The sequence below is a fragment of the Parasphingorhabdus flavimaris genome (assembly GCF_013371215.1).
Taxonomy (GTDB): Bacteria; Pseudomonadota; Alphaproteobacteria; order Sphingomonadales; family Sphingomonadaceae; genus Parasphingorhabdus; species Parasphingorhabdus flavimaris.
Genome location: NZ_JABWMH010000002.1, coordinates 242,352 through 258,579, shown reverse-complemented (window position 1 = coordinate 258,579; position 16,228 = coordinate 242,352). Strand labels below are relative to the sequence as shown.

Below are 16,228 nucleotides of genomic sequence, written 5' to 3'. Positions count from 1 at the left end.
ATTCTGCTACAGCAGGAGCTTCTTCAGCTACCGGCGTGTCAACAGCTGGTGCTTCAACAGCAGCAGCAACGACTTCAACCGGAGCTGCTTCTGGTGGAGCGTAGAGAATCATCATCGCAACAGCGAAGGCGATCAGGCCGAGCAATTCAGCAGCAGCAAAGCCGATGAACAGACGTCCCTGCTGGCCGTCAGCCGCCGATGGGTTACGCAGTGCGCCTTCGAGGAAGGATGCGAAAACATTACCAACACCGGATGCAGCAACACCGATACCAATTGCAGCGATACCAGCGCCGATTACTTGTGCAGAAGCGAGATCCATTTTGTAAACTCCGTATTATGAAACTAGGATTGAAAGTGACTTAGTGAAGATTTTCCGCATCGCTGATGTACAGAGATGTCAGAAGAGCGAAAACATAGGCCTGAATTGCGCATACCAGAAGTTCCAGCGCGCTGACAAATGCGATGAAGAGAATGCTGAGCAACGCAATGCCCCAGCTGGCACCGCCGGCATCGATGGCCTGAACCACGAAGCTTGCGAACACCTTGATCAGGATATGGCCGGCGATCATCGCCACGAACAGCCGCAGCGCGAGGCTGAACGGACGAACGAGGAAGGACAGAAGCTCTACCGAGAAAATCAGCGGCATCATCCACAGCGGCGTACCGTGCGGGATGAACAGGCTGAAGAACTTGAAGCCGTGCTTCCAGAAACCGACGACCAAAACGATCGAGAAGCTGATTGCCGCGAGCAGGCCGGTTACGGTGAACTGGCTGGTCACGGTGAACGGGTGGATGCCGGGGATGATCCCGAACGGCATCATGCCGAGAAGATTGGAAAACAGGATGAACATGAACAAGGTGAAGACCCAAGGCATATATTTCTTGCCATTGGGGCCAATGCTGTTGGCAATGATATTGTCGATGAAACCGACCACGCCCTCAACCATCACCTGCCAGCGACCGGGAACCAGCTCGCGCTTCATTCCGCCGATCATGAAAACATACAGAAGCCCCAGGACGACGAACATCCACAATGCACTATTGGTGAAGCTAATCTGCTGACCAAAAAGAGTGAAGCCATCAAAGATGGGCTGCACTTCAAACTGGTGCATAGGATCAATTTTGCCTTCGGTAGCCACTAATATAACCCCTGATCGTCAATCATCATCATCTGTCAATGCCGTCCCGATGTCATCCACCGGTTGGCTCGAAATCATATATATCTTCCTGAAGGCCACTCCCGTTCCGAGGAAGAAGAATAGCAACAGGAACATTGGCGTTGTGCCCAACCAGGTGTCAAAAATCCACCCGAGTACGAAACCTGCAGCCACGCCTCCGATCAAATAGCTCAGCACCCTCGCTCCGAGCCGCTGACTTTCGTCCGGCCCTTTGTTTCGGTGCCCTGCTTTGATCCGCTCTCTCGTCTGTGCCGATACCAGTCGCTCTTCCAGCGATGATACCCGCACATCCTCTTCGAGGGGATCCCGATCAGATTCGCTCGCTGCCATAATGATCCTTTCAAAAGCCCCGAAGAGCGCCAAAAAGAGCCATGAATAACAGCAGGCCGACCCGCCAAGGCGCGGTCCGTTTAGGAAAGCAGCGTGCCCAAGTCAACAGCGATGCTGCGATGCGGAAAATTGGGCGTTTTCGCGGCTGGTTATCCGCCATATTTTGACGGGCTACCCCCCGGTATAGTGGCCCGCAACAGGGCCGTCGAGCATGCTTGCACTCCATGTTCCTGTTCGCCGCCGCCCCGGCATCTCCACCGGATTCTCCCCAGGCCCACTGCCCTTTTGACGCCCAGGTCTGTTTTAACGCCCATTTGATGGCACTATATGCTAGCGCCATCATGAAGCGAAAGCCGGGGAAGACATGTGGCATTTGATCTGAAAAATCTCGATCTGTTCGTGCGCGTGGCGGCGCTGGGCGCGATTGGCAAAGCCGGCGCCGAGTTCAATCTTTCACCGACAAATGCTACGCAGCGGATCCAGGCGCTCGAAACCGATCTTGGCGTCAAGCTGCTCAACCGGACGACGCGCTCGATATCCCTGACTCCCGACGGTGAGGTCTTCGTCGATCATGCCAAACGCGTGCTCGACGCCGCCGAAGAGGCCAGACAGGTTCTCACCCGGTCAACAAAATCGGCTTCGGGGCTGCTCAGGGTTACCGCCTCGGCAACATTCGGGCGGGCGCATATCGTGCCGTTTCTGGCCGAGTTTCTCGCCCAGCATCCCGATGTGACGCTCGACCTCAACCTGACCGATGCGATCGTCGATATTGTCGAACAGGGCTATGAGCTGGCCTTCCGGATCGGCGATCTCGCTCCCTCCTCGCTGCTGGCGCAGAAAATCGATGCCAATCCCGAATGGCTGGTGGCTTCGCCCGCCTATCTCGAACGCGCGGGACGGCCACAAAAACCCGCCGATCTGTTGGGCCACGCCTGCCTGCCGCTTGGCACCATGCGCAACTGGCAGCTTTGCGGTCCCGACGGCAAGCTGCACGATATCGCCGCCTCCGGCCCGGTCAACGTCAATCATGGCGAGGCGATGAGCGTGCTGGTCCGGGCCGGAGTGGGCATCGGCATGGCTGCTCTGTGGCATGTCGGACCGGATATAAGGGCGGGCCGGCTGGTCCATGTGCTGCCGGAATATCGAGTGGCGCGGGAGACCAATATCTGGGCGGTGCGCCCGCCGGGCCGGGTGATTCCGGCGCGGGTCAAGGCGTTTCTCGACTTCATGCAAAGGCGGATCATCGAAACCAACCGCGAACGTTATGGCGGGCTGGCTTGATCTATTATTTTATATTTGCAAATAATCATTTTCATTTTTAGCCGATAGCCCCAATAATTGGAATTGTTATGATCGTGCCCAACAACAAGGAGCACCTAATCATGACGCAATTATCCGCAACCCAGACCCCAGCCGCCGACAATATGAACGATGCGGCAGACAGCCGGCGCATCATCCCCGCCGATGGCGACCGCAACCCGGCCAGACTGAACGACGGTCAGGACATCACCTATTTCGCCAAGCACCGCCACACCGTGAAGGCCTTTGCCCCCGACCGCAAGATTGCACCGGAACATGTCGAGAAGATTCGTGGCCTGCTCCGCTTCAGTCCGTCGAGCACCAATGCCCAGCCATGGAAATTCATCCTCGCCACGACCGACGAAGGCAAGGAACGGGTCGCCAAATCGACCGACGAACGCTATCCGTTCAACAGCCCGAGCATCCGCAACGCCTCGCATGTAGTCGTGTTCGCCAGCCGCCTCGCGATCGAGGAAGATTTTCTGCTGAAGGTCCTCGACCAGGAAGAACAGGACGGCCGGTTCGACAGCGATCCGGAAACCTTCCGCGCCCAGATGCATGGCGGCCGCAGCCTGTTCGTCAATCTCCACAAGCAGGACATGAAGGACGCACAGCACTGGATGGACAAGCAGGTCTATCTCAACATCGGCCAGTTCCTGCTCGGAGTATCGACGCTCGGCATTGACGCAACCCCGATGGAAGGCATTGATACCAGGGTGCTGGACGAGCAATTCGGTCTGCGCGAGCAAGGCTATAACAGCCTCGTCGTGGTTGCCTTGGGCTATAGCGACGAAGAAGCCGACTATAATGCCAAGCTGCCCAAATCGCGCCTGCCGCTCTCCGAAATATTGATCGAGGCCTGAGCCCGGGCGATCGATAATCAACAGTCAAAGGACACCCGCACAATGACAAAGAAAACCCTGGTATCGATCGCTACCGCACTCTCCGCGACCGTCGTGGCCTGTCCACCGGCGGTCGCGCGAGACGCGGCTCCCTCGGCTGTGGCGGTATCCGCTGCCGAAACCGTCGTTCCGGACGACGTGCAGTGGGGACCGCTTAACGCCGCCCGTGGCGATGCCAGCCCCCGGGCCGGCAATCTCTGGGGCGATCGCACCGCCCCGGGCGCGTCCGGTTTCCTCGTCAAATTCGACGAGGGCTTTGCCTCGCCACCGCATATCCACAATGTCACCTACCGCGGCCTCGTCATCGAGGGGCTGGTCCACAATGACGATCCCGCCGCCGCCAATATGTGGCTGCCCGCCGGTTCCTTCTGGACCCAGCCCGCCGGTGAATCGCATATTACCGCGGCCAAAGGCACCAGCAATCTCGCCTATATCGAAATCCAGGACGGCCCCTATCTGGTCAAACCGGCCGACGAGGCCTTCGACAATGGCGAACGGCCGATCAACGTCGATCCTTCCAATTTTGTCTGGCTCGATGCTTCGGACATTGACTGGCTGAAACTGCCGGACAGCGCAGAAATCGGAAGCACCCCGCAGATGGCCTTTCTCTGGGGAAACCCGCATCCTGGCGAGTTGAGCGGGACCTTGCTCAAACTGCCCGCCGGCTATTCCGGGGAAATCGACGGCAACGGATCGCCCTTGCGCGCCGTCGTCATCCAAGGGGCAGTCGGCCACAGCCAGACGGGAAGCAACGAAGTGAAAGCCTTGCCGTCCGGCAGTTATTTCGGGTCAACGGTCTCGACGATTCACAAGGTCACGAACAGGACCGACGGCGAAAGCATCATCTATATACGCAGCAGAGGTGCCTTCACCGTCCGTTGACAATTCGACCTGAACCCGCGCTTCTATTGCCAGCAACAAGGATATCCCATGACGAAAACGATTCTGATAACCGGGTCGACCGACGGCATCGGTCTTGAAACCGCCAGGGCGCTGAGCGCGGCGGGACACAATATTTTGCTGCACGGGCGAAGCGAGCACAAACTGGCTGCCGCGAAAGCCGAACTCGACGCTATGCCGGATCACGGAGCCGTCGGGACCTATGTCGCCGACCTGTCCGACATGGCTGCTGTCGAAACACTGTCCGAAGCGGTTGCGGCGCGGCACAAGCGGATCGATGTGCTGATCAACAATGCGGGGGTCTTTGCCGTTGCCGACACAAGGACAGCGGCTGGTCTCGACGTGCGATTTGCCGTCAACACCATTGCCCCCTATCTGCTGACGCGGCGCCTGATGCCCCTGCTGGACCAGTCCGCGCGCGTGGTGAACCTGTCCTCTGCGGCGCAGTCACCGGTGGAACTCGATGCGCTCACTGGCGAGACGAACCTTTCCGATGGCGCTGCCTATGCGCAGAGCAAGCTCGCCCTGACGATATGGTCACGCAGCCTGGCACAGGAACTGGGGCCCAATGGCCCGGTGATTGTCGCGGTGAATCCGGGCTCGCTCCTGAACACGAAAATGGTCAGAGACGCTTATGGGCCCAGCGGAAATGATGTCGGCATCGGCGTCGATATTCTGGTCCGCGCGGCCTTGTCCGAAGAGTTCGCCGACGCATCCGGCCTTTATTTCGACAATGACAGCGGCCAGTTTGCCCGCCCGCACGCCGACGCACTCGACCCGGAGAAATGTGAGCAACTGATGCAAAGCATCGATGCAATTCTGCAGAATCTGAGCAACGGAACAAAAATATCGTGAACTGGGGCCCCAACCAAATTCAGCCAAGCTGAGGAAAAACGCCATGACCATCGCCGTAACCGCAGCATCCGGACAATTGGGCAGCGCCATCATTCGCGCCCTGTCGCAGATGACGGATGAACCGATTGTCGGACTGGCCCGTTCCCCGGAAAAGGCCTCCGCGCTCGGCGTCGAGATCCGCCCCGGCGACTATGCCGACCGCGAGCAAATGACGGCTTCGCTGGCCGGCGTCGACACATTGCTGCTGGTTTCCGGCATGGCCGATCCCGACGAGCGGGTCGGGCAACATCAAAATGTCATCGAGGCGGCGCGCAGCAGCGGCGTCAAAAAGATCGTCTATACCAGCATTCAGGGAGTCGAGAGCGGCACCGCCTTTTCCCCTGTCGTGCAAAGCAACCGCCAGACCGAAGCCGATATCCGCGCCAGCGGTCTTGACTGGGCGATCGGCCGCAACGGCATCTATATCGAACCGGATATCGACTATCTCGGACATTACAGGAAAAGCGGTGCGATCGCCAATTGCGCAGGCGATGGCAAATGCGGCTATACCACCCGCGACGAGCTTGCCTTCGCTTATGCCAGAATGTTGCTGGAACCCGCGCATCAAGGCCAGACCTACAGGCTGCACGGCGAACCGATCAGCCAGGCCGAGCTGGCGGCCTATTTCAACCGCGCCTTTGGGACCGAATTGCATTATCAACCGATGAGCGTGGCGGATTATCGCGCCGAGCGGATCGACACGCTTGGTGAGTTCATGGGCACGATCATCGCGGGCATCTACGAAGGCATCCGGATGGGCGCGCTCGACACCGACAGCGATTATGAAAAAGCGGCCGGACGGCCACACCAGAGCTGGGACGATTATTTCGCCTTGCTCCAGAAATGAATCGATCGGAACTACCCGGATTTGGGTTCGCTGGACATCAAAGAGGGGCGGACCCAATAGAAAAAGGGCAGCCAGTTTCCTGACTGCCCTTTCCAAGGGTGGCGCTGCATTGGGGTGAGTGGTTCAGCGAGCTACGCTGTCTCAGTCCGCTCGTGCAGCAACCTGAACCTGGCCGCTTTCATTGATAGAGGCCATGGCAATTTTGGTCGCACCCTTGATGCAGTGGCGCAGCCGGGACGATTCTCTCAGCGATGTGCGACCAGCTGTGCGACCGCAGACTTTCTCGGCGGCATTGCTGATCCGCGAGGCGAGGACGCGCTGGCCAGATACATGGTCCAGATTCAGGTCGCTATAGCTGACTTCGATTGTGCGATCCTCTGCAGCGGCGGCGGTAGAAAATGCACCGGCGGAAAGAAAAAGCGAAGCGGCGATAAGAGCTTTGTTGGTATTGAACATGTTGGTTCTCCTTGGTGGTGTTGAGCAGGTCATTCTGCCTGACCCCTCAATCGTCGAACCGGCCGGCAATGTCCTGACGGCTTCATGATGTTGTTCCGATGATGACCTGATGTTGTTGTGAAGGAAATCTTATGCTTTGTTTTTATTGATTTTTTTATCAACAAATTCAGGCCAAGCTGCTATACGGCAGGCCGGATCGCGGCTAATATAGCCGTAGCATTATTGCCGGAATGCAGGAACGAACGACAGATAGTGAGTTGCGGGAACCTCGGGGAGAAACATTAATGGACATATTGACTCCTGTTGTCGCGTCGGCAGATTGCCATGCAGCGATCATGTCCCTGCCCATTCAAGCGCAAGGCAACCGATCGTGAGTCGCCAGGAATTCGATCTGTCCGATGGCTTCAGCTTTGGCGCAATCAGTGTCTATCCAAGCCGCAATATGATCAACAACGGCAAGGATGACGTTCATCTCGAACCAAAGGTGATGGACGTTCTGTGCTGTCTGGCGGAGCATAACCGCGAGGTCGTCTCCCGAAGCGATTTGATCGATCGGATCTGGCAGGTGGAATTTGGTGCCGATGAAAGCATTACGCGCGCGATATCGCTGTTGCGCAAAGCCCTGCAGAACGGGGAAGGTTCCGGCAGCCTGATCGAGACCATACCCAAGCGCGGCTATCGCCTTGTCGCCGATCTGGCCGCACTACCGGCCTCTGCCGATCAGCAGCCGGGCGCAAAACAGCAACTGACCGATCCCGAACAATTCCCAAATCCGCAAAATGATGACGCATCCGACAATCTTCATGATGATCACCCGGACTTGCAACCGGAAGGTCAACAATCGGGTGCCACTATTCAGAAAACGGCGCTGGTCGACGGCCATCGGCAAACCGCCGGGCCACAGCCATCTGGATCAAGACTGATATCCAGTCGCCGTAATATGTTGATCGGAGCGGGTGTCACCAGCGTAATGGGCGGTGGGCTGGTCGCTTGGGCTACCGGTCTATTCGGGAATGGTGCCGGGGAAAATAGCGTGGTCGTCCTGCCCTTCGCAAATCTGAGCGGTGATCCGGCGCAGAGCTATTTTTCCGATGGCCTGACCTCGGAAATCCGGTCGCAGCTATCACGCAACGCACTTCTGCAGATTGTCGGCCAGACCTCTTCGAACAATTTTCGCGATCACAAGGCCGATGCAAAAACCATCGCCCGGCAACTGGGCGTTTCCTATCTGCTCGACGGCAATGTCCAGAAATCCGCCAACCAGTTCAAGATTGCAGCCGATCTCATCGACGGGCGAACCGGCCTGAGCCAGTGGGCTGACAGTTTCGAGCGGCCAATTGCCGATATTTTTGCCGTCCAGTCAGAAATAGCCACGGCGGTTGCATCCGCATTGGCCGTGGCGATCAGCGATAGCGGCAAGGACAGCAGCAAGAAGGAAATCGGCAGCACCGAAAATCTGGCCGCCTTTGATGCCTTTCTGCGCGGTCAGGACCTGTTCGAGCTGCATATTGATGAAGCCAGCGAGCGCGCGGCCCTGGCAAAATTTGACGATGCCATTGCCCATGATCCGGAATATGCAGCAGCACGCGCGGCACGGTCACGGGTGCTTGCGGTTATCGCCAACCAGTATTTGGCCGGCAGCGAACGCATTCGTGTCTATGATGAGGCCATTGACGAGGCGGTAAAGGCCACCGAAATTGCCCCTGAATTCGCAGCCGGCTTCAACGCACTGGGCTATGCTCTGTTTTACGGTCGGCTTGATGTGAAAGGCGCCCGCAAGCCGTACGACCGGGCCTATGCCCTGGCAAAAAGCAATATCGATGTGTTCAGCCGTTTCGCAATCTATTGCGCGAGAACCGGACGATTCGGAGAAGCCTATCAGGCCATCGACCGGGCGGCGTCGCTTGATCCGCTCAATGCATCGGTGTTCCGCTCCAAGGGCATCATCAAATATGCCGGCGGGCAATATGAGGAAGCGATCCGCTCTGCCCGGCAGGCACTCAAAATAAATCCGAAGAGAAACAGCGTCAATGGCGATATCGGGCGCGCCTATCTGGCGATGGGTGAATTGGACAAGGCCAGCGAGGCCTTTGCCCGCGAGTCTAACGACATGATCACGCTACCTTCTCAGGCGATTATCAGTATCCGGACCGGCGACGACGCAACCGCTCGCCAATATCTTGACCGCCTGATTGCAGAACATGGTGACAATGGCCTGTATCAGCAGGCCCAGATCTGGGCCCAATGGCGCGATGCGGACAAGACATTTTCCACGTTGAAGCAAGCGCTTGATGCCAGGGATTCGGGCCTGGTCTATCTTCTCAACGATCCATTGCTCGATCCGGTCAGGAAGGACCCGCAATTTAAGGCCTTGCTATTGCAACTGGGTTTTATATGATTGCGACACCAAATTTCAGGGGGATGATAATATGCGCAAGATATTCACAAGTGTAGCCGTCGTTGCACTTTCGATCGGTGTAACGGCATGCGGTGCGCCAGCCGATGAAGCTGCAACGGAAGAAGTTGTAGCAGAAGACGCCATGGCTGAAGACGCGATGGCTGACGATGCGATGGCTGGCGATGCGATGGCTGGCGATGCGATGTCAGACGAGATGGGATCGGATGAACAGGGTTCTGATGATCAGGGTTCCGACGATCAAGGTTCCGATGACCAGGGATCGGACGACCAGGGTTCCGACGACCAGTAGAATTTTGTCGTAATAATTATCGAAAAAGGCCTGACTTTTCAGGCCTTTTTTGTGTCTGCCTTGCGAATCAACGTAGCGGCACCGATCTGTTTTTGGTGGTGCGCGCCAGCTCCATTGCCCGGCCTATCCATCCGGAATATTTCGCCAGATCGACAAAGAGCGACGGATTCTGTTGCCCGTCCTCAACCGCTCCGCAGCCCTTGCCCCAGGCGACGAGACCAACCTGCACCTTTTTCCCGTTGACCTGCCGGATCACCGGCCCGCCGCTGTCGCCCCGACAGCTGTAGGTCGTTCCATCCGGCCCGCGGTTGGTCGGTGTCACCGCGCAAATCTTGTCGACGACGACATTGCGATAGCCGCGGACCGCACGGCATTTTTGCGGGTCGAGTACGGCCATGTTGGCGATTCTGAGGTCCGGTTCGGCAAATTGCGGTCCTGCCTGGGTCATTTCATGGCGTTCGCCCCGTTGCACGACTTCGGTAAAGCCCCATCCCAGGACCTGGATCAGGCTTCCGGGATCGACCGGTGCCAGACTGGATCGGCTATCTGCCAACCGTATCGGTGTCGGCGCTACTCTCCTGCCTTTCGGCGCAATCCGCAAGATGGCGATGTCATCCCGGGGGTTGCCCGGCCTGTAGCCCTGGTGAAAGACTACCGACACAATCCTGTAGGGCTGTCCACCGCGAACAAGGCTCTGTGTCCCCGCGAGCACTTCGCGTGCGGTCAGCACCTTGTCGCCATCGACCGGCGGTTTGGCTACGCAATGGGCGGCCGTCAGCACGATGTCCGGTGCGATCAGCGATCCGCCGCAGCGATGGTAGCGCTGATATTCCGTCTGTTTCCAGAGAAACTTGCCTGCCCTGCCGAGCGCCTTGTCCTTCTCAATCTGCTCCGGCGTATATTTGACCGTCGACCGGATCTGAACCTGCCAGGGCGCAAAACCGGGCGGCACGGCCACCCCGCCGCCGACATATTCAGCCATGAGTTCAAAGCCCCGGTAATTGACATAACTTGTGCTCCAGCTCCCGCTGCTTGCCAGAAACATCTCTTGCGTGAGCAGAGGGTCCGCCGCACCGGTCAGCGCCTGGCAGAGGATACGTTCCAGAACACTCTGACATTGACTGCTTTCAATCCGGCCTTCGCTCCCGGAAGAAAAAATGGCCTCGTTGACCGGATTTTCAGAGGTGATGACCAGAAATCTATGAACTCCCGCTTCTTCAAACTTGAACGGCTGGCGATTGAAATTTGCCAGAACGACAACACCGGGGGCAATAGGCTCGTCCTTGTCGCTCCGGAATATCCATTCGATCTCGTGGTCCGGCTTGACCATGAGCACATAGACAAATTGTGCCCGCTCATTTTTCCGGCTGAGCCGAATTTCCAGCCCGAGCGGCCGACCTGTTTCCAGCCCCCTTGGATCCGCCGGTGGCGAACAGGCATAATCGTCCGCATGACTGACGCAAATATCGGTATCTTTCAAAAAATCCGCGGGATTATCCATTGCAAGCAGTGCCTTGCGCCGGATGATTTTCTGCAATTCCCCGTCCAGTCCGGTTGCGAAGCTCCCGTCATCCAGCCGACCTACAAATATGGGCTCCTTCTCCGATGTTTCGCTGGAACCGCCAACTTGCTTCCAGCTCCGGTAGGTCGAACTGGCACCCGGATGGTTCATGTCGATCAGGTAGAAATTATCGGGCCATTCGGGATCGGCACCGATTTCAAACTCGCTCGGCCAGCCGATCCGGACCTTCGGATTTTCGCGCAATATACGCTCGATTTCCGCGCTATTCTCGCCCAATTCCTCGCGCAGACCGATTGCGATCTTGCCTTCGACCAGATTGGGGTTTTTCTGCGCGACAATGATGGCTTCTGCGGAAAAATCAGAAAAGGCGGCGACCAGCAACGCAGCGAGCAGACAGAAACGAAAACGGCCAATGGCATCACCCAGCCCGAATAGCGACTTTAGTCTGAACATCGGCAATCCCCCGCATCTCTGCCTGACAAAGGTATTGGAGAAGCCGTTCGACATCAAGGGTGGTTCTGCCATACGGCCAGATAGAAGCACCCTGATCCGATCCTGCGCATATGTTCCGTGCCTGTCGCAGATGACAAATGACAATTCCGCTGCGAAAGCGGCCAGCTAGCGGTCACGCAAAGAAACGGCCTCAGGATGCGTGCCGCCCGAGAAGAATTACATGACAGGGCTATTGAATTCCCGATCAAAAAACTTCAGGCCGCGACGATGATTTTCGCAACCCTTGTCCTACTGTCACTGGGCCTGGCAATGGATGCCTTTGCCGCAGCAGTCGCCCACGGTGCATCCGCTCGCCCCAGCCGCTCCGCCGCCTTGCGAATGAGCTTTGCTTTCGGGCTGGCCCAGGCCGTCATGCCCCTGCTCGGCTGGACTCTCGGGATGGCTTTTGCCGCTGTCATGCAATCGGTGGCTCACTGGATTGCCTTCCTCCTCCTCGGCATATTGGGTCTGCGGATGATCCGGGAAGGTTTTGATCGCGATCCGGGAATGCCCAGCAAGGATTTGGCGATCTGGCCCTTGCTAGTCATGGCGGTCGCCACGAGTATTGACGCCGCTGTCGCCGGGATCACCCTCCCCAGCTTTGGCGCCCCGATCCTGCTGGCATGCCTGGTGATCGGACTGACCACATCGCTGATGACCTATCCCGGTGTCTTTCTGGGCGCGCTGATGGGCACAAGGGTCGGAAAATGGGCCGAGGTGCTGGGTGGGCTGATACTGATCGGCCTGGGAGCGAAAATCTTCATTTTGCAGCAGTTCTTCGCAGTCTGACGACCAAAAAAAAGCGCGCCGATCGGATCGGCGCGCTTTTTTGTCATTCCGCTTCAAACCCGCTCAGGGGCAGCGCGAATCCCGGACCGGTTCGCTCGCGTCCCGCGTATTCCAGGTGCCGGCCGGTGTCTGGTATTTCTCGCCCTGCGCTGTCCGCATGATCAGGTTGCAGCCCGAAGTGAAGGCAAATTGCTCGACCGTCGAATTGGTTTCCTGCGCCTTGCGGGTATAGGCCGCCTTGCGCTTGATATTGATATCCTCGACTAGCGCCTTGATCGCCGGTGACGGCGCGGTCACAAAACCGAGATAGCCGTCAGGCTTCTCGCCAATCTTTCCCGACGAGCGCGCAGCTTCATAGGCGGGGTCGCGTTGTGCCATGACCGGAACGGCGACGACGGCGGTCAGCGCCAGTCCAGCGATTACAGCCAAGGCCTTGTTTTTCTTTACATAGTCAAACATCAGAAAATATCCGCTTCCTCGTTGATTAAATCTTTCGCATCACCGTCGAGGCGATACACCACTTCCTGCTTGATATTGATATTGAGGTTGATGACGATCGGCTTGTCCGGCGCAGAAACCTGCACACAGGCGGAAAGTGTCATCATTGCTCCCAAGATCAGGCCGCTGGTGGTTAAACTCCTCATTTTAAAACGAATCGCACCATATGGTCGATCCGTCAATTGCCTTGTCTGATAAAGCATCGTCGCTTTCCCCTCGCTGAATGGATTATTCATCTTCTTTCAGAGCCTCTACCGCGGCCTTGGCGCGGGCTTCCTGCGCACGCAACAGGGCGGGCAGATTCTGCCCGACCAGCAATTCCGGCTCGTAATAGGATTTGGCGCTGCTCATCAATTGCATGAAGGGCGCCTCGATACGGACGTTGAACTGGATCGGAATACGGGCGAGCTGCCTGGTGATGAAATTCCGACTCGCATCCTCGCCTTGCTGCAACCCGTCGAATTTCACTTCGGTCACAATCTCGCCAGCGATATCACCGTCCATACCGATGGTCAGATTGCGATATTTGATAGATTTGAGCGCGTTGAAGGCATAATTGGCCATCGTCCCCATGTCTTCATAGGTCAGCTCGCCAACATAGGCGACCGTGCCGCCGCCCTCGCGCGCCACCAGATAACCGCCGACCACCCGGCCGCCGTCCTGATCGAACACCATCGGCAGTTTGCCGTCGAACACGCCGGTCGCGGTCATATTCTCGAAGTCGAACTGGGTCAGGAACTGCGCCGCATCAATGCCCTCGACGGTGAATTGCAGCCGCCGCTCGGCTTCTTCGCTCAGGTCCAATATGGTTGGCTCGAGATATAATCTGCCGCCTGCAAAGGGCCATTCTCCGCCCTCGACCTCGACCTTGAAGTCGGGGAGCAGACGATAGCGGATCTGGCCGTTGAAAACCGCGACACCGGGATTGACCTCTGACAGGCTCACCGTCTGACCCGGACCGGTCTCGAGCGCCAGCAGATCGGAAAATGTAATCTCCCCTGCCAGGCCGGTTACCGGACCGAAGGCAGCAGCGAGATTGATGCCGTTGGTGCGGAATGTTCCGCCGCTTCTTATACCGTCGTCCGAACTGTCCCAGTCGATCCGACCCGCTCCCGAGATTTCGCCTTCGACATTGGCGATCACACCCAGGGTCAGCGGGGTCAGCTGTTCCGGCTGGAGCCGTTCGTCGAACATCAGCGAGGGAATGTCGATCAGCGCCCTTCCCTTGCTGCTGCCCATGGCATGAACAATGTCGACCGCGGCAATGGAGACCAGGCTTTCCGGCTCACGGAGCAAGCCGGTGGCCGTCAGGTCATTGCCATCGAAAGCGATCTCGACATCGTTGCTGATCAAAGGCCGGAAGCGCTCGACCTGCTGCTCGTCGCGGACCAGCAGGCTGGCATCGGCCAGAAACTTTCCATTTTCATAGCGCCAGTCGCCGTCGATATTTTCCATCAACAGCGGAACATTCGCCACCTTGCCGGACGCGCCCTCTATCCGGCCGGATAGGTTGCGCCCGAACGCGGCGCTGAGCACCGCCATGTCCAGCCGGGTCATGCTGTCTTCGGTTCCCAGCCTGATCCCGACATTTTGCGCCTGGAGGCCGTTCGCCATGGAAAATCCGAGCATCCCGCTCGAGATCGACAAGGGCGTATTGCCGAGCGTGCCGTCCAGATTGAGCGACGGTGCATTGGCCGCAATATTGACACCCGACCGGTTGCCCGAGACGATAGCATTGCCCTGCGGGCATAATCGCGCGCTGGTCGGCCCGGCCCGCAAGGATGCGGTGCGCAGGCTGGCAAATTGCAGGTTGATACACTGGCGGAACAGCGCGAAATTACCATTGCGCGCGATATTGCCACTTATCGGCACCTGCAGGCCGGTGATCTGTCCGTCAGCGAGCGGGCCGGTCAACATGATCCGCCCGTCGATGTCCGTTCCGCCCTGGCGGGTCGGCGAAAATACCAGCGTCGGAATTTTCAGATTTGCCGAACCGGCCTGATAGGCCGCCATTTCCAGCCGACCCGAAAATCCGCGGGAAAGGCTGCCATCATCGAGGACGAACTTGGCATCAGGAAAACCGCCGCCAGCCAGCCGGATATTTCCATCGGCCAGCATCCGGATATTCTTGTCGGTGAAGGCCAGCAGCAACGGGTCGCTCAGCGTCAGCCTGGCACCGGATCGCGATCGGGCTGCCATCGCATTGAGCGCCAGCGTGGTCCGCCCCGACCCCTTGGAAAATTTGATGTCGCTGGAAATATCCAGTCCGTTTCCGGCCAGCTGAACCGCTTTTGCGAGCTTGTCGGCAATGGGGCCAACCGGCGTACCCGCTGTCGATGCCGCCAGGCTGCCAGCCTGCCGCAACAGGTTTTGCGCCACCTGGACGCCACGCATTTCCGGCTGTCCGGTGAAGCTGGCGGTCATCGGCCCGGGTCCGTAGCCAAGCGCGAACGGCCCTTCGATCCGCGAGGAATTTGCGCGGCCATAAGGGGATTGCAATCCACTGGCGGTCAGATCCACATCGCCTTCGCTCTGGCTGAAATCACCGGCAAAGTTCACGGTCGCCTTGATTTCCTGCCCGGAATAATCCGCGTAGCGAAGCGGTCCGCCGATCAGGCCGACGTTGCCCGACCAGCTGGCCAGATCCTCGCCAAGGTCGACCGAGAGCCGCGCCGCGAAATCTTCCGCGCTCAGATCAAGATCGCCGCAGCTCACCGCTGGCAACCGCAGTGGCCCCTGCAAATGCGGCTTCTTGTCGCGAATAGCGATCTCGCCAAAGAAAGTCGGTTTGCCGAGGCGGCATCCGCCAGCGGTCAAATTTTCGCTGATCGCCGCAATTTCTCCGCTGAACCCGTCGTGTAGTTCGCCCTGCCCGTTCAGCGCCAGCCCGATGATCCCATATTCGCTGTCGATGCGAAGCTTCGCATCGGTCAGGCCCAGCCACATATCGGGAAGCGCCAGCGGGCTGTCATCTTCGGGATCGGTAAACTTGTCGAGTTCGCCAAAGCTGAGCTTGCCATTTTCCAGTCGCCCGAACAGCTTCACGCCACTCGCGCGCACCCAGTTGATGCCGACGCCGCCGATCGACAGCGAATTGCCGACTTCCACGAGTTCGGCGGTCAGGTCCGGGCGATCGGGGTCGCCGATCACCAGATTGCGAATGACCTGTTTACGGAGCCCGATATCGTCGATTTCATAAGTGGCTTCGACATTCATCTGATCCAGTTCGGACTGGATGACATTGTCGGCGAGGGTCGTCCGGCTGATCCAAAGAACGATCAGCGCGAGAAGAATCAGAACAAGCAATATCCCGCCGAACAGTCGAAACCGGGAGCGGCGACCGATTGGGTCATTGACGATTTCTTCCTCCATCGCAGGTGAAATGCAGAAGTCTTCCTTAAGATGCAATGTAC

The 16,228-nt window shown here is 58.0% G+C and carries 15 protein-coding genes and 1 pseudogene; 8 read left to right on the top strand and 8 right to left on the bottom strand.

Going from position 1 to position 16,228, the window contains the following annotated elements:
* Nucleotides 1–100: 100 nt before the first annotated feature.
* The 3 genes and pseudogenes from HUO14_RS05980 to HUO14_RS05970 form a co-directional block, all read right to left on the bottom strand.
* A pseudogene (locus HUO14_RS05980) lies at nt 101–319 on the bottom strand (F0F1 ATP synthase subunit C); the annotation flags it as partial.
* Between the two features lie 40 nt (nt 320–359).
* Nucleotides 360–1,112, bottom strand: coding sequence for a F0F1 ATP synthase subunit A (locus tag HUO14_RS05975; RefSeq protein ID WP_176279504.1), 753 nt, complete (start codon nt 1,110–1,112; stop codon nt 360–362).
* Nucleotides 1,113–1,157: 45 nt separating this feature from the next.
* Complete coding sequence (locus tag HUO14_RS05970) at nt 1,158–1,508, bottom strand: AtpZ/AtpI family protein (protein ID WP_176278975.1); 351 nt, start codon at nt 1,506–1,508, stop codon at nt 1,158–1,160.
* Between the two features lie 366 nt (nt 1,509–1,874).
* On the opposite strand from HUO14_RS05970, the gene HUO14_RS05965 reads away from it, so the two are divergent.
* The 5 genes from HUO14_RS05965 to HUO14_RS05945 all read left to right on the top strand — a co-directional run bounded on the left by HUO14_RS05965 (nt 1,875) and on the right by HUO14_RS05945 (nt 6,350).
* Nucleotides 1,875–2,789, top strand: a complete 915-nt coding sequence (locus tag HUO14_RS05965) for a LysR substrate-binding domain-containing protein (protein ID WP_176278974.1) — start codon at nt 1,875–1,877, stop codon at nt 2,787–2,789.
* A 101-nt stretch (nt 2,790–2,890) separates the two neighbouring features.
* Nucleotides 2,891–3,670 carry an oxygen-insensitive NAD(P)H nitroreductase gene (nfsB, locus tag HUO14_RS05960; protein WP_217907934.1) on the top strand — a complete coding sequence of 260 codons (780 nt, stop codon included), beginning with the start codon at nt 2,891–2,893 and terminating at the stop codon, nt 3,668–3,670.
* 42 nt (nt 3,671–3,712) lie between these two features.
* Nucleotides 3,713–4,591 carry a DUF4437 domain-containing protein gene (locus HUO14_RS05955; RefSeq protein ID WP_176278973.1) on the top strand — a complete coding sequence of 293 codons (879 nt, stop codon included), beginning with the start codon at nt 3,713–3,715 and terminating at the stop codon, nt 4,589–4,591.
* 48 nt (nt 4,592–4,639) lie between these two features.
* Nucleotides 4,640–5,464, top strand: coding sequence for an SDR family NAD(P)-dependent oxidoreductase (locus HUO14_RS05950; protein WP_176278972.1), 825 nt, complete (start codon nt 4,640–4,642; stop codon nt 5,462–5,464).
* A gap of 43 nt (nt 5,465–5,507) precedes the next feature.
* The gene (locus HUO14_RS05945; RefSeq protein ID WP_176278971.1) at nt 5,508–6,350 is read left to right on the top strand and encodes an SDR family oxidoreductase; all 843 of its coding nucleotides are present in this window, start codon (nt 5,508–5,510) and stop codon (nt 6,348–6,350) included.
* Between the two features lie 141 nt (nt 6,351–6,491).
* Here the strand turns inward: HUO14_RS05945 and HUO14_RS05940 are convergent, their stop codons facing one another.
* A complete protein-coding gene (locus HUO14_RS05940; RefSeq protein ID WP_176278970.1) occupies nt 6,492–6,806 on the bottom strand; it encodes a UrcA family protein in 315 nt (104 codons plus the stop codon).
* A 370-nt stretch (nt 6,807–7,176) separates the two neighbouring features.
* On the opposite strand from HUO14_RS05940, the gene HUO14_RS05935 reads away from it, so the two are divergent.
* Together HUO14_RS05935 and HUO14_RS05930 are read left to right on the top strand one after the other, a co-directional pair.
* Nucleotides 7,177–9,204: a winged helix-turn-helix domain-containing protein gene (locus tag HUO14_RS05935; RefSeq protein WP_176278969.1), complete on the top strand. Its 2,028-nt coding sequence runs from the start codon at nt 7,177–7,179 to the stop codon at nt 9,202–9,204.
* Between the two features lie 31 nt (nt 9,205–9,235).
* Nucleotides 9,236–9,514 carry a hypothetical protein gene (locus HUO14_RS05930; protein ID WP_176278968.1) on the top strand — a complete coding sequence of 93 codons (279 nt, stop codon included), beginning with the start codon at nt 9,236–9,238 and terminating at the stop codon, nt 9,512–9,514.
* A 67-nt stretch (nt 9,515–9,581) separates the two neighbouring features.
* Here the strand turns inward: HUO14_RS05930 and HUO14_RS05925 are convergent, their stop codons facing one another.
* A complete protein-coding gene (locus HUO14_RS05925) occupies nt 9,582–11,489 on the bottom strand; it encodes a S1 family peptidase (RefSeq protein ID WP_176278967.1) in 1,908 nt (635 codons plus the stop codon).
* 267 nt (nt 11,490–11,756) lie between these two features.
* Between HUO14_RS05925 and HUO14_RS05920 the strand changes: the two genes are divergently transcribed.
* Nucleotides 11,757–12,317 (top strand): manganese efflux pump MntP, encoded by a 561-nt coding sequence (locus tag HUO14_RS05920; protein WP_176278966.1) that lies wholly within the window; start codon nt 11,757–11,759, stop codon nt 12,315–12,317.
* A gap of 63 nt (nt 12,318–12,380) precedes the next feature.
* Here HUO14_RS05920 and HUO14_RS05915 read toward each other — a convergent pair whose 3' ends face one another.
* The 3 genes from HUO14_RS05915 to HUO14_RS05905 are packed head-to-tail and all read right to left on the bottom strand — an operon-like array spanning nt 12,381 to nt 16,187.
* On the bottom strand, nt 12,381–12,776 hold the full coding sequence (locus HUO14_RS05915) for a YdbL family probable chaperone protein (protein ID WP_176278965.1): 396 nt from the start codon (nt 12,774–12,776) through the stop codon (nt 12,381–12,383).
* Nucleotides 12,776–13,051 carry a YnbE family lipoprotein gene (locus tag HUO14_RS05910; protein ID WP_343046063.1) on the bottom strand — a complete coding sequence of 92 codons (276 nt, stop codon included), beginning with the start codon at nt 13,049–13,051 and terminating at the stop codon, nt 12,776–12,778. The genes HUO14_RS05915 and HUO14_RS05910 overlap by 1 nt, the downstream gene beginning before the upstream one ends.
* Complete coding sequence (locus HUO14_RS05905; RefSeq protein ID WP_176278964.1) at nt 13,044–16,187, bottom strand: intermembrane phospholipid transport protein YdbH family protein; 3,144 nt, start codon at nt 16,185–16,187, stop codon at nt 13,044–13,046. Before HUO14_RS05905 ends, HUO14_RS05910 begins: the two co-directional genes overlap by 8 nt.
* Between the last annotated feature and the right edge of the window lie 41 nt (nt 16,188–16,228).

Excerpts from the sequence above, each read along its gene's own strand:
- HUO14_RS05920 (WP_176278966.1), top strand. The coding sequence starts at position 11,757 with ATGATTTTCGCAACCCTTGTCCTACTGTCACTGGGCCTGGCAATGGAT.
- HUO14_RS05930 (WP_176278968.1), top strand. The coding sequence starts at position 9,236 with ATGCGCAAGATATTCACAAGTGTAGCCGTCGTTGCACTTTCGATCGGT.
- HUO14_RS05940 (WP_176278970.1), bottom strand. The coding sequence starts at position 6,806 with ATGTTCAATACCAACAAAGCTCTTATCGCCGCTTCGCTTTTTCTTTCC.
- HUO14_RS05905 (WP_176278964.1), bottom strand. The coding sequence starts at position 16,187 with ATGGAGGAAGAAATCGTCAATGACCCAATCGGTCGCCGCTCCCGGTTT.
- HUO14_RS05910 (WP_343046063.1), bottom strand. The coding sequence starts at position 13,051 with ATGAATAATCCATTCAGCGAGGGGAAAGCGACGATGCTTTATCAGACA.
- HUO14_RS05915 (WP_176278965.1), bottom strand. The coding sequence starts at position 12,776 with ATGTTTGACTATGTAAAGAAAAACAAGGCCTTGGCTGTAATCGCTGGA.
- HUO14_RS05955 (WP_176278973.1), top strand. The coding sequence starts at position 3,713 with ATGACAAAGAAAACCCTGGTATCGATCGCTACCGCACTCTCCGCGACC.
- HUO14_RS05970 (WP_176278975.1), bottom strand. The coding sequence starts at position 1,508 with ATGGCAGCGAGCGAATCTGATCGGGATCCCCTCGAAGAGGATGTGCGG.
- HUO14_RS05950 (WP_176278972.1), top strand. The coding sequence starts at position 4,640 with ATGACGAAAACGATTCTGATAACCGGGTCGACCGACGGCATCGGTCTT.
- nfsB (WP_217907934.1), top strand. The coding sequence starts at position 2,891 with ATGACGCAATTATCCGCAACCCAGACCCCAGCCGCCGACAATATGAAC.
- HUO14_RS05975 (WP_176279504.1), bottom strand. The coding sequence starts at position 1,112 with ATGCACCAGTTTGAAGTGCAGCCCATCTTTGATGGCTTCACTCTTTTT.
- HUO14_RS05945 (WP_176278971.1), top strand. The coding sequence starts at position 5,508 with ATGACCATCGCCGTAACCGCAGCATCCGGACAATTGGGCAGCGCCATC.
- HUO14_RS05925 (WP_176278967.1), bottom strand. The coding sequence starts at position 11,489 with ATGTTCAGACTAAAGTCGCTATTCGGGCTGGGTGATGCCATTGGCCGT.